A 15,394-nucleotide genomic window follows, 5' to 3' on the forward strand; every position below is an offset into this window, starting at 1 on the left:
ATAATGTAATTTATAATATATTTATCAGTTAAGGGGTTGATAAGGAAGCCGGACGTCAGATAACTTCATACTGCATAGGTTTTACTACTTAAAATAACATTACTTTGCCGCCCTTAACCTTTCTCTTACCATTACTGCTAATAGTTAGTCTATAAAGATATATACCTGGGGATAATTTTGCTCCCGAATCCCCGGTGCCATCCCAGGGCATGCCATCAAAACGATTGCTTCCCGGAATTATTGTGTTAAAAAGAGTTTTCATCAGTTTGCCTTCCAGGTTAAAAATCTGAAGGGTAAGCTCCATGCTCATCCCCTGTTGATTATGTGTGAATACAAACCTCGTTTCACTATGGAACGGATTGGGATAGTTGGCGATATCATCCACCACAAGGGAACCTGCTTCAGTTACTTCAAAAGTGATTGTGCTATTGGCCGAATTATTTTGATTGTCCCATGCTGTGATGGTGATGCGGTGTTTTCCGGGGGCGATTCCTGCCAGCGGATAGGCCACAGTCCCTTTCCTATAATTATCTAAAGATGCACTAAAATAATCATTTAATACAATATATTCTGAACTGTCTAATAATGCAAGCAGTTTATGCGCTTTTATTAGTCCGGAGATGTTAATGCCGCTGGTATCAGCAATATCCACGAGCAGCAACGGATCAGGCCCTACCAGGTCGCCATTTTTGAACAGCCTGTTATTAAGCCAGGCCTGCAAAGCAGGCGGGGTTTGATCAGTTGCGGGCGTCACCAGCTCTGTTATCCGGATTTTTTCGGTTAACCCGCCGGCATCTGGCTGATTACCGCTGGCATAATAACTGATTTTTCCTATTCCCTTTGCCTGGGCTGCATCCACCGGTACCATGGCCGTTATCCGAAACTTGCCGGCGGTAATAGTCTGCGCTCCCCTGGAAATCACATTTTCCTGCTGCGCAAAGGCCGTTGCCTGGCTGCCGGCGGTATTCCCCAGCGTATTTGCATTTACAGGCGGGGCAAATATCGTCGTATATAGCTGCCCGTTATAGTCACTGACCACAACGCCACTTTCATCTTCTATATGACCTGTAACATATAACAGGGAATTTGCGGGCACCCCGGCAATATTATTATCAAGCTGCTGATTATTGATGCTATCCGTCACAATTTTATACTGCGGAAACGCAAGGGTTAATGCCGGATCACCCAGCAACTGGAATTTTCGGTTATTAATAATATCGATGCTGGTGGCGTAGGTTAAATTTTTTGCTGCTTTAGACGCCTGCCCCAGACTTTTCCAGGAGCCATCGGCATTTCTGCTCAGTGCCGCATTGATATAATTGATATTCATTTCCTTATTGGAAGCGGCAAACACGGCTCTTGTGGTAGTCATGAGTGCAATTGCTCCCGTCCGGCGTTGCAATAGTATACTTTGCCCCAGCGAAAATACTGCAGGGTTATCAAAAGGTGCAAAATCGCAGGTGGCGGTGAGTAATAGCGGCAGTCGATCTTCATTTTTCCAGGTGGCTGCGTTGTTCCCATCGATAATATTTTCTTCGGCCAGACGGGTATTGCTGCCATGACCGCTGTAATTCACGATCAGGGCCCCCTGGTTGATCCGTTTAATCAGCTGATCTACCGCATCCGGGTAAGTTGCGCCGGTACTTCCGCTTAGCCGCTGATAGGCATCCAGGTATATTTTGCTGACGTTAAACTGTGGGTATTGGCTGCTGACGATGCTGGTAAGGGCCTCCGCATCTTCCAGGTGGAGGTTATTATCTTCATCATCTGCAATAAACACCAGGCGGTTACGCCAGTCGCCACGTACGGCCTTGTCCCGGTAGGCGATAATTTTATCCACTGCCATGGCTGCTTCTGTGGCATTCCGGGCAGGAATGCGGCCAATAGCTACCTGCAGTTCATTTCGTATATCCGTCCGGTTTATATCATCCGAATCCCGCAACAATCCATAGTAATCGTCTGAAACATAGGAGGCTACCGGGTCAAGCGAAGCGGTACTTTGCCAGGAAGGCACCAGGTTGGTATTATTTTTAATCCGGTTCCGATAATCGTAGGAGGCGGCCCCAAACAACAGCAGGTATTCCGGCGCCCGGCCTTTATCATACTGCATTTTCAGGAAATTTCTGAGCGCAGTGGGATCCGGTGTGCCAGCAGAGAATTCATTGTATACCTGGTCCATGGTGATCACCTTGGTTTCAAGGCCCTGCTGCTGATGCCAGTTGGCGAGGCGCTGTGCCGCCGGCTGTAATGCCGGAACGGTGACGATAAGCATCCTGGCAGCAACGGCCAACAGGTCCTGGTTGGCCACTGTGCCGGCATATACCGGGGATTGTATGCCCTCCGGCTGGAAGGCTACCAGTTCCCTAAGGGTGTCAGTCTTAACGGTAACGGTTATGGAATCAGCCACCAGGTCCGCCTTCAGCACCAGTGGCTGGCGGGGCCGCGTTACGTCCCATACCTGCGTTTGTCCATTTGCGTTATATAGGGAGATGGAGGTGGCGCGTCCGTCGGTGAGGGCATCTGTACGGAAAGAGAGGAATCCGCCGGCCGGCATCACCGCCTGGCAACGGGCCTGAATCTCGAGATAGTCCAGCCACCCGCGGGCGTTATTATCTCCCTGTAAAAAATCTACGTCCGCCTGAATATTACTATCCGTCAGGTAAACTCCGCCGGTGCCCGTAGCTGCGGTGGCAAAGGCTTCAAAAACATTTCCGCTTACCGGCAGCAGGTAAGCAGTAGCAGCTTCCTGTTTGTTAAAACTCACCTTGAAATTACTACCGGTGGCCCCCCTGGCGGCTACCCGCATATTCACATTCACCAGGCCTTTAGGTTGGGCGGGTAAGGAAAAACGATAAGTATGCCGGCTGCCGGCTGCGGGGTCCAGGCTAAATTCTTCAGCAAACCATTGCTTACCACTGCGTAAAAAATTCAGGCTGTCCTTTTCATAAAAAGTATGATAATCAAAGAGATACTGGTGCTTTTCCGGCGTATCCCTGCTTACTTCAACGGCTACACGGGCGCCGGGCAGCTCTCCAACATTTAAATAATACCAGGCAGTATCGCTATAGATATTATACTGATGGCTGTAGGTGCCGGAAATTTTATTGTACGACCAGCTATGGGGGCCGGGGGCATAAAAAAGAATATAGTCGTTGCCGTTAACAATATTATCCCCTCCATCGTTAACCATTAGTGCTACCTCCTGCAATGCTTCCGGATGCACGCTGTGATTTTCCGGTAACAGGGCGCCGCCGTTACCAAAAATACGGATTTGGCCGGCCGGCAGCTGATCCTGGTTGAGGCCCGCTTTCCGGAGAAAGGCCGCATCTATTTTATAAATCCCCTGCCGGGAAACTGCCAGTTTAATCCACTTACCAGTGGCCAGTACACTGTGATCGTGATAGGTAAATGACTGAGCAGCAAGCTGGTTGACTGCAATTATTGAAATGGTAAGGGCTAGTATATAATATTTTAGGACTTTCATTATCTTGTTCCCTGCTTGTGGGCAAGTAAGCACAAAGTAAAAAATCACCGGTAAATAGGGAAACCAAAAGCTGCCGTAGTGGGGTTCATTACAAATTAAATTATTTCACCATAAAATAAAAAAGATTACATTTGCGTTTACTGTAAATATAATCGACTAAAGCTGTATCACATGCGTAGATTAACCTCTTTGTCATTGCTCGTAGGTACCAGCGTAATGCTATCCATGACTGCCTGTCGTAAAGACGGCGGGGGGCTTTTCGGCAAAAAGAAAGAAACATCTTCTGCCACCGGCTGGAACTACAACGACCCTAAAATGGGAGGTTTCGCAGTGGCTAAGAATAAAAACCAACAAACAGGTCCTGGCCTTGTGTTTGTACAGGGCGGTACCTTTGCCATGGGCGCCACTGAGCAGGACGTAATGGGCGACTGGAACAATATTCCACGTCGTATTACAGTATCCTCTTTTTACATCGACGAATCTGAGGTAGCCAACGTACACTATCGTGAGTACCTCTTCTGGCTGTCCCGCGTATACGGGGAATCATTCCCGGATGTATACCGCCAGGCTTTACCGGATACCCTGGTTTGGCGTAGCGAGCTGGCTTACAACGAGCCACTGGTAGAATACTATTTCCGCCACCCTGCCTACAATGATTATCCTGTGGTAGGTGTAAACTGGAAACAGGCTACTGACTACTGTAAATGGCGTTCCAATCGTGTAAACGAAAAATTACTGATGGACAAAGGTCTGCTCTCTAAAGCAGATATTGGCAATCAGACAGATGATAACACTTTCGACACCAAAGCCTACATGGCTGGCCTGTACGAAGGAACTCCGGGCAAAATGTCCAAAGGCACCAAATCAGAATTTAAAAATCCTGATGGTACCCCACGCAATGCCCAGTTCGAAGATGGTATCATGCTTCCAGGCTACCGCCTCCCAACAGAAGCTGAGTGGGAATATGCGGCACTGGGTTACATCGGCCAAAACCCTGGCCCTTCCAAGAAAGAAGGTAAACATGGTGAGGAGCTGATTATGAACAAACAGGTATACTCCTGGGGAACCAATACCAGCGGTTTGCGTGATATCCGCCGCGGTAACTTCCAGGGTATGTTCCTGGCCAACTTCAAACGTGGTTCCGGTGATAACATGGGTGTGGCCGGAGGTTTGAACGACCGCGCTTCCATTCCCGGACCGGTTCGCTCCTTCTTCCCGAACACTTTTGGTATCTATAACATGTCAGGTAACGTGAGCGAGTGGGTACTGGACGTATACCGTCCGCTGAGCCCTATCGATGGCGACGACTTCAACTACTTCCGTGGTAACAAATTCCAGACTGTTTACCAGAACGCTGATAAAGAACTGGAAAAGGATAGTCTCGGTGGCCTGAAAATGCGCGATGTAACCGACGAGGAAAGTGCTAACCGCCTCAACTACCAGAAAGGTGATGTGATCAACTATCTTGATGGTGACTCCCTCTCTCAGGTGGAATATGGTTACGGTATCACTACTTTGATCAACGATAAATCACACGTGATCAAAGGTGGTAGCTGGAACGACCGTGCTTACTGGCTCTCTCCGGGTACACGCCGTTACATGCAGGAAGATATGGCTACAAACACCGTAGGTTTCCGTTGTGCGATGGACCGCGTGGGTAGTCCTGAAGGTAATAAGTTCAAAACTGGTAACCTGTTTAAGAAACAGCGCCAGAAGAGATAATAATTTTAAATTCAGAAACGAAAAATGCCGGGGAGATTTCCCCGGCATTTTTCGTTTCTGACATTTTCCTTTGCTGTAAAAAGCGCGAGACCTTCGGTCTCGCGCTTTTTACAGCAAAATCCCCCGCCAACGGCGGGGGATTTTGCTGTAAATTATTTCCAGATCTCCAGAATCTCTTCCGTATGATTCTTCGTATCCGGCTTCTTAATGATGTGATCAATTACGCCCTCTCCATTAATCAGGAAAGTAGTTCTGTGAATGCCATCATAAGTTTTACCCATCATTTTCTTTTCACCCCAAACGCCGTACTGGTTCACGATTTTCTTGTCTTCATCGGCCAGTAAGGTGAAAGGCAGTTCATATTTTTCAATGAACTTCTGGTGGCTTTGTTCACTGTCGGTGCTAACACCAACTACTGCATAACCTTTTTTAAGGAGGTCACTATAGTTATCACGGAGGTTGCAGGCCTGGGCGGTGCAGCCTGGTGTCATGTCTTTCGGGTAAAAGTACAGCACCACTCTTTTCCCTTTGAAATCAGTGAGAGAAACGGTTTTGCCGTGTTGGTCCTTTCCTTTGAAAACCGGCGCTTTATCGCCTTCTTTTAATGCTGCCATGATGATATAAGATTTTATGTGTTTATCTTTTAAATGTGAGACGATAGGAGCCTTCGTTGCCGGCGATGTCCGTAACCTTCATTACGAGTACATGCGAGCCGGGGCCGCAATTTTCGTCAAACGTGTAGGTGAGTACGTTACCTTTCCTGGAAAAGAGTAACCATTTACCATCCAGCTCTGCGCGGTAGCTTTTGATACCGGAGGCATCGCTCATGGCGAAGGATATTTTGCCCGCTTTGCTGAGGATAGCTCCGGGCTTGATTCCCAGCGGAGTTACTTTTGGTGCTATTGTATCTATTTCCAGGTGGAAAGTGCCGAAATCACGGAAGGTACCTTTATACCATCCGTGTTCCAGTGTGGTGGCTGATACGCTGCTGCCCTCTCCTTCTCTCACCATCACCACTTTACTTTCCAGGCCATCAGGAACTGGTTTGGTCGCATGGAGCCTTACGCTGAAATAATCGTGAACCGGCACCAGCGCGGTATGCAGGCGGAAATTATTGGATATGGATTTAGCACTGGTAGCTGCCGTTTCCGCATATTTAAAGCAGATATTGTCGTACAGCGCCTGTTCATCCAGGTAAAATTCAACCCGGTTATTTTCAAAGATGTTATTGGAGCCGGGGTACATGGTATTGGCACAACTGGCTTCCGGCGCGGGTTCCGCGGATTGCTGCAGGGCAAATTTCACAGTGGAGGTATTGCCATAGGCATCTTTTACGAGCAGCTGCATGTTATGCACAGCACCGTCTGTGAGGTCTACGGTACCGTCACCATTGAGGTCCCGGTAAATATCCAGTTCATTGCCTGGCAGGGAAAACAGCAATTGCAGATATGGCCCGCCCCCTTTTTTTACCTTATAGTCGATATGTGCATTGAGGTACCTGGTTTCTTCATAACCAATATTATCCAGCTGAAAATCGATTTCAGGTTCATCGTTATGAATGAGTGTGGCCTCGTAGATGCCGTAGGTATTAGGCACGTTGTTCATGCGGTCGATGGCGCCAACGGCCACTCCTGCTTTGTTGGCGGCTACCTGGATCACTGGCTGTGTGGTTACGTAAGTATTGCCAACCTTTTTTACGAGTACGATTTTAGGCGACTGCTCATAGATACTTTTTTCGCGGTCATAGATCGCGATGCGGTATACATCCGGGGCTTTTGAGTCTGCTATTTCAAAACCGAACAGCAATGGGTTCAAAGGCTTTTCGGTAGCGGTATTTCTGATTTCGAAGTGGAGATGTGGGCCTGCGCTTCCGCCGGTGTTACCACTATAGGCTACGAGGTCCCCTTTTTTAACGGGAAATTTTCCCGGTGGAATGGTAAGATCCGTTGCCCAGCTTTCCTGTTGGTATTGCTGGCGTTTAACGTAAGCCTGCAATGCAGGGAAATAGCTGTTGAGATGGGCATACACCGTAGTATAGCCATTAGGGTGGGTAATGTACAGCACATTACCGAATCCCGTGTGGGATACGCCTATGCGACTCACATAACCTTCTGCGGCGGCGTGTACCGGCAGGTTTTCGCGTTGCTGTGTTTTAATATCCATCCCGGAATGGAAGTGGTTTGGCCGCAGTTCACCGAAGTTGCCGGCCAGTTGAATGGGGATATTCAGGGGATTCCTGAAGTATCCCTGGGGGTAGTTTTTTTCAGTGCCGGGCGTCTGGGCATTTAACAAATACGGGAGTAAGCAAAATAATCCTATGACCTTCTTCATACCTGCAAATATAGTATTCAATGACTAGCTGAAAGTTAGTGATTTACAGGCAGAATATTTTCGTGTATACGTGTACGTTAAACCTGGCAAGGCTGCCGGGGGTGAACCAGGCAGCCTAAGGGATAAATACTACAGACCTGCGCACAAAGTACTGGCTCCCCAATGGCGGAAGGAGAACGTTCAACTTCATACAGGTAGCGTGTGAAAAAAAAACTACATTGGTAAGTGTTTAGAGAATTCTGTTTGTGTCCTTTTGATTACGCATAATGTATAGGAGCTCCTACAAATGCAATAGATATGCCAATCTATAAAACTATGTTAAAAATTGCATGTTTTAAGCCTGTAATCTGACGAGTAATCTATATATAATGAGGTCTTTTTCAGGGGCTACAGAACAACTTTAATCGAGTATAATAAAACCTGAATGCTTTTCGTACATTAGTTGCCGCAAAGCAATAAAATACGTTGATGTCAATTAAGGTTTCATCACTCACCAAGATTTACGGGGAACAAACAGCAGTAAATGCCATCTCCTTTGAGTTAAAAAAAGGAGAAATCACCGGCTTTCTGGGGCCCAACGGTGCAGGAAAATCCACCACCATGAAAATGATTACCGGCTACCTGCCTCCCAGCAGCGGCACCGCCACCGTGTGCGGTTTCGATATTGTGAAGGAGTCGCTGGAAGTACGTAAAAGAGTGGGGTACCTGCCGGAATCTAATCCTTTGTACTACGACATGTACGTAAAGGAGTTCCTGGAATTTATGGCGGGTGTGCACCAGCTGGGGAAAGCAGCCTCAAAGCGGATAGCCGAAGTGATTGACCTTACCGGCCTGACGCCGGAGAGCAAAAAAAAGCTGGGAGCCTTATCCAATGGCTATAAGCAACGTGTAGGACTGGCCCATGCACTGTTGCATGATCCGGAGGTATTAATCCTGGACGAGCCTACCACCGGCCTCGATCCTAACCAGCTGGCCGAGATAAGAAACCTGATAAAAACGCTGGGGCAAAACAAAACGGTCGTATTATCTACCCATATTATGCAGGAAGTGGAAGCCCTGTGCGACCGTGTAATGATCATTAACAAAGGGAATATTATTGCAGACGATAAACTCGCGGTGCTACGGCAGGCGGGTGCCGGCAACGGGTATATTGAGGTAAGCTTCGGCGAAATGGTGACCATGGGCGAGCTGCTGGACATATCCGGCGTAAGCCGGGCAGAAGCACAGGAAGGCAACTACTGGCGCCTGTACACGGCCGAGGTGGAGGCAGTTAGAAAAAACCTCTTACAATTTGCTTTGATTAATAACAGGAACATACTTTCTTTGCAGAGCAATTCACAAAGCCTGGAGACCATATTCCGGGACCTGACAAAGTGATCCCCGTTGGTTTTTGCAATGTAAGTGCTCATTATTAATAGTTTACAGTACTAGCCATATAACAATTTATAATTTTCGAACTATGAGTATTATTTCAGAAATCCATGCCAGACAAATTCTGGATAGCCGCGGTAATCCTACTATTGAGGTAGACGTAACAACTGAAGATGGTCATTTTGGCCGTGCGGCGGTACCTTCCGGAGCTTCTACAGGTAAACACGAAGCAGTAGAGCTGCGCGACAATGATAAGAGCGTTTACATGGGTAAAGGTGTACTGCAGGCGGTAAACAACGTTAACGAAATTATTGCAGCAGAACTGGAAGGCTGGGACGTAACCGACCAGGCTGGTATTGATAAATTGCTGATCGAACTCGACGGCACTCCAAATAAAGCTAAACTGGGTGCAAACGCTACCCTGGCAGTGAGCATGGCAGTTGCTAAAGCAGCTGCTGAAGTATGCAACCAGCCACTGTACCGTTACCTGGGTGGTGTGAACGCCTTCACCCTGCCTGTACCTTTGATGAACATCATCAACGGTGGTGTGCACGCTGATAACAAAATCGACTTCCAGGAATTCATGATCGTACCTGTAGGTGCTGCTACCTTCTCCGAAGGGCTGCGCTGGGGCGTGGAAGTATTCCACCACCTGAAATCCGTTCTGAAAAAGAAAGGTTACAGCACTAACGTAGGTGACGAAGGCGGTTTCGCTCCTGAAATTCAGAGCAACGAAGAAGCTATCGAAACTGTACTGGAAGCTATCAAAGCTGCCGGCTACGTTCCTGGCGAACAAATCGCTATCGCACTGGATGCTGCCAGCAGCGAAATGTTCAACGATGCTGACAAAACTTACAAATTCTACAAATCTTCCCAGAAAGTTATCTCCAGCGATGAAATGGTAGCTTACTGGGCTGAATGGTGCGCTAAATATCCTATCGTTTCCATCGAAGACGGTATGGCTGAAGACGATTGGGATGGCTGGAAAAAACTGACGCAGGCCGTTGGTGACAAAGTACAGCTGGTAGGTGACGATCTGTTCGTTACTAACGTAATCCGCCTGAAAGAAGGTATCGATAAAGGTATCGGTAACAGCATCCTGATCAAAGTAAACCAGATCGGTACTGTAACTGAAACCATCGATGCAGTAAACATGGCACACAAAGCCGGTTACACTTCCATCATGAGCCACCGCTCCGGTGAAACCGAAGATACCACTATCGCTGACCTGGCGGTAGCACTGAACTGCGGTCAGATCAAAACCGGTTCTGCTTCCCGTACCGACCGTATGGCTAAGTACAATCAGCTGATCCGTATCGAAGAGCAGCTGGAATCAAACGCGGTTTACCCAGGTAAATCCATCAAATTTGGTAAAAAGTAAGTGATTACTTCCAGATAATTCATTCGCGGGCAGATACTTAAATGTGGCTGCCCGCGTTTTATTTTGAACTACAAGTTGTAATTTGCAGTATGCAGAAAATCAAATCCATAAAAGTACCTGGCCTGTTAAAGAATTTCTTCTTTGTAGCAGGTGGCCTTTTCCTGTTATGGATCGCCTTTCTGGATAAAACCAACCTGATGTACCAGTACCAGTTCCAGTCGGAAGTGAATAAACTGGAATCTCAGAAAGAGTTCTTTATCAGTGAGATAAAGAAAACCAAGGAAGAACAGCAGGAACTCCTTTCCAGCCCCGAAAAACTTGAGAAATTCGCCCGGGAAAAGTACTTCATGAAAAAAGACAATGAAGACCTCTTTATCCTCACCCCTACCCCTCCACCGGCTAAGTAGCCAGGCCCCGTCAATTGGCCATCTCAAAAAAATACCTTAATTTAACAATAGATTCTGCACATCTGTCGTTTATATTGCTGTTAACTATATTTCCTGTATTAAATTAGTAATGCATGAGTAATTTTACACATTCTGTCCTTTCTAATCTGTGTCTTGTTACTGCCAGCGACCTTCAGCATCTTAACCAGGAACAACCTAGCCTCAGTACCGAGGTAGAAGCCAGCCTGGAAAATGTGAAGTCTACACTGAACACTGTCAGCTACTCCCCCCGGATGTCTACCTTACAGCAAATCTTCGACTACGCCGCCAGCACAGCCGAAAAACAGCTATAATCGTATATTCCACAACGTTATGAAACTGATTCCCTGCTCCACGCAGGTGGAATAAAAAAGCAATTTCTCTATCTTTACAGCATGACTAAAAAAGAGCGCTACGCATTTGTGCTGGACTACTTTGAAAAGCATGCGCCGAATGCAGAAACCGAACTCATTTACGATAATCCATATCAACTGCTGGTAGCCGTTATACTCTCCGCCCAGTGTACTGATAAACGGGTGAATATGACCACCCCTGCTATATTTGAAAAGTACCCGGATGTAGCAGCACTCAGTCATGCCACGTTCGATGACTTATTTCCGCTCATCCGAAGCATTAGTTATCCTAACAATAAAACCAAACACCTTATTGGCATGGCCAATATGGTGATGGAAGACTTCAACGGAGAAATACCTTCCACCGTACCCGAACTGGTGAAACTGCCAGGCGTAGGCCGCAAAACGGCTAATGTAATCACTTCCGTGGTACACCAGCAACCCAATATGGCCGTGGATACACACGTGTTCCGCGTGAGTGCCCGCCTGGGACTTACTACCAACGCCAAAACACCTTTACAAACCGAACTGCAGCTGATCAAAAATATCCCGAAGGATAAGATCTACATCGCTCATCACTGGCTGATCCTGCATGGCCGCTATATCTGCCTGGCACGTAGTCCAAAATGCGGCGAATGTGCCCTGCGCCCTGCCTGCAAATACTATAAAACATTGATAAAAGCCAGCTAATACCCTGGCAAACGCGCCACCAGCAAAACTTTTGAAACAGACAGGGTTTCTGTCAGGTTATCATATTTTTTTGTTGCTCATATCCAGATTTTATTATCTTAAGCCACATTTTAAGATTAAACCGTTATGAGATTATCAACGCGATTGCAGCTTTCTTTCATGATGTTCCTGGAGTTCTTTACCTGGGGTGCATGGTTCGTCACATTGGGAACCTTCGTTATCCACAACCTCCGGAATACTACCGATAACAGTGTAAGTACTGCTTTCCTCACCCAGTCATACGGCGCCATTATTGCTCCGTTTATTGTGGGTATCCTGGCCGACCGCTTCTTTTCTGCCCAGATCATGCTGGGAGTGATTCACCTCCTGGGTGCCGTGCTGTTATGGTTCTGTGGCAGTATGACTGATTTCGGACCTTTCTACGGCCTTATCCTCGCTTACATGATCCTCTATATGCCTACACTGGCGCTGGTAAATTCCATCTCCTTCCGGCAGATGGCTGATCCGAGCAAGGACTTTTCCGTGATCCGCGTATTTGGTACCGCAGGCTGGATCATTGCAGGGCTGATTATTGGCAAGCTTGGCTGGGAACAAAGCAACACCTTACAGCTTACATTCAAAATGGCGGCTGTTTCCTCGCTTATTTTGGGCTTATACAGCTTTAGCTTACCCAAAACACCTCCTTTGAAAAAAGGCAGTAAAATCGACGTAAAAGAGATCCTGGGACTGGATGCTATCGGTATGCTGAAAGATCCTTCCTATCGCATCTTCTTCATCTCCTCCATCCTCATTTGTATTCCACTGGCCTTTTACTATAACTTCACCAACCCGTTTCTGAATGAAATCCACATGCAGGCAGCCGCGGCTAAGCAGTCGCTGGGCCAGGTTTCAGAAGTATTGTTCATGCTGATTATTCCGTTCCTGTTCCGCCGCCTAGGTGTGAAATGGATGCTGGGTATCGGTATGCTGGCCTGGGGTATCCGCTACCTGCTGTTTGCGAATGGCGATGTGGATGCTAACCTATGGATGCTGCTGGTGGGCATACTGTTGCATGGTGTGTGCTACGACTTCTTCTTCGTTACCGGACAGATTTATACAGATCGTAAGGCAGGTGAGAAATTCAAAAGCTCTGCACAAGGCTTTGTTACGCTGGCCACTTATGGCGTAGGAATGCTGATCGGGTTTCTCCTCAGCGGCCCTATCGTTGAAAAATACAGGACAGGTCCTGATACGCACGACTGGCACGCCATCTGGCTGATTCCAGCTGGTATTGCGGTGGCAGTGCTCGTACTGTTCCTGATTGCGTTTAAAGACAAGGATAGTGATTCTTCAGCAGTTATAAACCACTAGTACTATGGCAAAGATAGCAATGCTCGGCTCGGGCTTCATCGGGCGCTTTTATGCAGATTCCCTGCAGGGTCAGCGCAGTCGCGACAAAATCGTCAGCATCTATTCCCGCAGGGAAGAGAGTGCGAAGAAATTTGCGGAAGATTATAAGGTTACGCACTGGACTACCACCATGGAGGAGGCAGTTGCCAACCCGGAAGTGGAGGTGGTTTGCGTCTCCCTCCCTAACAACCTTCATGAAGCAGCAGTCGAACTTTGCTGCAAACATAAAAAAGCGGTGATCTGTACCAAGCCACTGGGGCGCAACGCCGCTGAAGCTAAACGGATGCTCGAAGCGGTAGAAAAAGCCGGCATCTTCCATGGTTACCTGGAGGACCTGGTATACACACCTAAATTCCTGAAAGCACTGGAAAGCGTGCAGCAGGGCGCCCTCGGGCGTATCTTGTGGGCTAAGTCACGCGAAACGCATCCTGGCCCGCATAGCGAATGGTTCTGGGATAAAGAGCAGGCAGGTGGTGGCTGTATCCTCGACCTGGGTTGCCATTGTGTGGAAATCGCACGCAGCTTTATTGGCAAAGACGTGAAGCCGGTAGAAGTCATGTGCTGGGCCGATACGCAGGTAAAGCCTATTGATGCGGAAGACCATGCCATTGGTTTGGTGAAATATGAAAACGGTGCCATCGGGCAGTTTGAAGTAAGCTGGACCTTCCGTGGCGGGCTTGATCTCCGCGATGAAGTGATGGGTACAGAAGGTACCATCTGGCTGAACAGCTTCCTGCGCACAGGTTTCGATATGTTTACCACCGGCAAGGGGGCCGACTATGTAGCAGAAAAAGCGGAAAGTAACAGTGGCTGGCTGTTTCCGGTGGGCGATGAGCTCAATGAACTGGGTTACAACCACATGTTTACAGATATGTTTAATGCTATGGAAGATGGCAAGGCCGCCCGGGAAACCTTCTACGACGGCTATGTAGTGAATGCGATACTGGATGCGGCCTACAAAAGTGCAGCTTCCAAGCAATGGGAGCCGGTACAGCTGGAAATATGGCGTGGTAAAGAAGGATTAAGCAAGGAAAAGACCCAGCAGGACTACGATGAGCAGTATTACCTGGTGAAAGAGGAAATGACCCATTTTGGCGCGAAAAAAGTGATTTTGAAGGATAAGAAAACGGGTCAGATTATAGAGAAAACATTGGCTTAGAATTATACTTCCTGAAATGCCCGTCCGCCTGCGGCGGACGGGCATTTCAGGAAAAAGGTGGGACCGCTGGTCTCACCTTTTTCCTGCATTATATTATTTAGCAATCAACCCTTTAGCCTGATAAAATGCGAAGCCATTATCCAGCATGGCTTTAATATCTCCCAAAACCTGATTTTCCGCTTTTTTAATATGAAAGCAGGATTTCCCTTTCAACAGTGGGCGCAGGGATGGGGGGATATCCGCAAATTCATTGGGGTGGGAATAAATCGGGAAGAAGTATAACCCCACGTATTTTTCGTAGGCTGCTACCCCGCCGAAGTACAACTCCGGGTATTTGCGCCCCGCCAGCTCTACTTCAAAAGGATAATACATGTCGTATCGGTTGTTTTTGCCATCGGCCCTGGGGACCAGTGGTGGCACATAGTGATCCAGCAACGAATGAATCGAACTATAGATCTCAGGGATAATCGTGTTCATAAAGTGCTTAGCTACTTTTGACAATGATTGCCTTGCCCAGTACATGGTCTACCTCCACCTGTACCAGTGTGCCATTGTCGTACTTATAGATGTTTTTTTTGCCCTCAGGTAATTGCAGTTCATATTGTCCGCCGCCTAGTGATTTCAGTGGCAGGAACTGGCCCAGAGTTTCAGAAAATGTACGGTTAATATGTTTAGGTTCGCTAAAGTATAAATCACCTACACAGTGTTGAATTTCGTTGGTATTGATCACCTGTCGTTTTCCATTCACCACAATGGAATAGCTGCTGCCTTCCCTGCGGGTGGTAGTTAATTTATCGTCACCGTTTTTGCCGGATTGCCTGGTTGATTTTGCCAGCGTGAGTATGTTGTTATTATACTCGTTAATGATATCGCTGTTCACTTTTGAAAGCATCACCTGGATATGGGTTTTGATTACAATGCTTTTGGCATGTCCATTCACATCCTGCCTGGCTTCGATGGTGCCTACCGGATGGTTGGCGATTCTCACTTCAAAGGTATTCGTTTGTGCCCACAGCGGGGAACATACTACAGCTAGGGTTACGGTGTAGAGTAATACGCGTAAAGTATTCATATAATATCGCTTGATCC

The 15,394-nt window shown here is 47.5% G+C and carries 13 protein-coding genes; 8 read left to right on the plus strand and 5 right to left on the minus strand.

Translation table 11 applies throughout. From position 1 onward, the window contains the following. Positions 1–88: 88 nt before the first annotated feature. Entirely contained in the window at positions 89–3,484 is a 3,396-nt protein-coding gene (porU, locus tag BUB18_RS18945; RefSeq protein ID WP_073084130.1) for a type IX secretion system sortase PorU, read from the minus strand. 171 nt (positions 3,485–3,655) lie between these two features. Between porU and BUB18_RS18950 the strand changes: the two genes are divergently transcribed. Beyond that, on the plus strand, positions 3,656–5,206 hold the full coding sequence (locus BUB18_RS18950; protein WP_073084132.1) for an SUMF1/EgtB/PvdO family nonheme iron enzyme: 1,551 nt from the start codon (positions 3,656–3,658) through the stop codon (positions 5,204–5,206). A gap of 152 nt (positions 5,207–5,358) precedes the next feature. On the opposite strand, the gene bcp is transcribed toward BUB18_RS18950, so the two are convergent. Next, a complete protein-coding gene (bcp, locus tag BUB18_RS18955; protein WP_073084134.1) occupies positions 5,359–5,820 on the minus strand; it encodes a thioredoxin-dependent thiol peroxidase in 462 nt (153 codons plus the stop codon). 22 nt (positions 5,821–5,842) lie between these two features. Continuing rightward, positions 5,843–7,537, minus strand: coding sequence for a M23 family metallopeptidase (locus BUB18_RS18960; RefSeq protein WP_073084719.1), 1,695 nt, complete (start codon positions 7,535–7,537; stop codon positions 5,843–5,845). A 468-nt stretch (positions 7,538–8,005) separates the two neighbouring features. Between BUB18_RS18960 and gldA the strand changes: the two genes are divergently transcribed. The 7 genes from gldA to BUB18_RS18995 all read left to right on the plus strand — a co-directional run bounded on the left by gldA (position 8,006) and on the right by BUB18_RS18995 (position 14,305). Beyond that, entirely contained in the window at positions 8,006–8,914 is a 909-nt protein-coding gene (gene gldA, locus BUB18_RS18965) for a gliding motility-associated ABC transporter ATP-binding subunit GldA (RefSeq protein WP_073084135.1), read from the plus strand. Between the two features lie 82 nt (positions 8,915–8,996). Further along, positions 8,997–10,289, plus strand: a complete 1,293-nt coding sequence (gene eno / locus BUB18_RS18970; RefSeq protein WP_073084137.1) for a phosphopyruvate hydratase — start codon at positions 8,997–8,999, stop codon at positions 10,287–10,289. Between the two features lie 89 nt (positions 10,290–10,378). After that, complete coding sequence (locus tag BUB18_RS18975; RefSeq protein ID WP_073084139.1) at positions 10,379–10,696, plus strand: FtsB family cell division protein; 318 nt, start codon at positions 10,379–10,381, stop codon at positions 10,694–10,696. Positions 10,697–10,809: 113 nt separating this feature from the next. After that, positions 10,810–11,028 carry a hypothetical protein gene (locus BUB18_RS18980; protein ID WP_073084140.1) on the plus strand — a complete coding sequence of 73 codons (219 nt, stop codon included), beginning with the start codon at positions 10,810–10,812 and terminating at the stop codon, positions 11,026–11,028. Between the two features lie 81 nt (positions 11,029–11,109). Beyond that, a complete protein-coding gene (nth, locus tag BUB18_RS18985) occupies positions 11,110–11,757 on the plus strand; it encodes an endonuclease III (protein ID WP_073084142.1) in 648 nt (215 codons plus the stop codon). 126 nt (positions 11,758–11,883) lie between these two features. Continuing rightward, positions 11,884–13,107: a nucleoside permease gene (locus BUB18_RS18990; RefSeq protein ID WP_073084144.1), complete on the plus strand. Its 1,224-nt coding sequence runs from the start codon at positions 11,884–11,886 to the stop codon at positions 13,105–13,107. A 4-nt stretch (positions 13,108–13,111) separates the two neighbouring features. Beyond that, positions 13,112–14,305 (plus strand): Gfo/Idh/MocA family protein, encoded by a 1,194-nt coding sequence (locus BUB18_RS18995; RefSeq protein ID WP_073084146.1) that lies wholly within the window; start codon positions 13,112–13,114, stop codon positions 14,303–14,305. Between the two features lie 93 nt (positions 14,306–14,398). Here the strand turns inward: BUB18_RS18995 and BUB18_RS19000 are convergent, their stop codons facing one another. Then, the gene (locus BUB18_RS19000; RefSeq protein ID WP_073084148.1) at positions 14,399–14,782 is read right to left on the minus strand and encodes a hypothetical protein; all 384 of its coding nucleotides are present in this window, start codon (positions 14,780–14,782) and stop codon (positions 14,399–14,401) included. A gap of 7 nt (positions 14,783–14,789) precedes the next feature. Beyond that, positions 14,790–15,377, minus strand: coding sequence for a DUF6134 family protein (locus BUB18_RS19005; RefSeq protein ID WP_073084150.1), 588 nt, complete (start codon positions 15,375–15,377; stop codon positions 14,790–14,792). Positions 15,378–15,394: the final 17 nt, after the last annotated feature.

This window comes from Chitinophaga jiangningensis, assembly GCF_900142605.1.
Classification (GTDB): domain Bacteria; phylum Bacteroidota; class Bacteroidia; order Chitinophagales; family Chitinophagaceae; genus Chitinophaga; species Chitinophaga jiangningensis.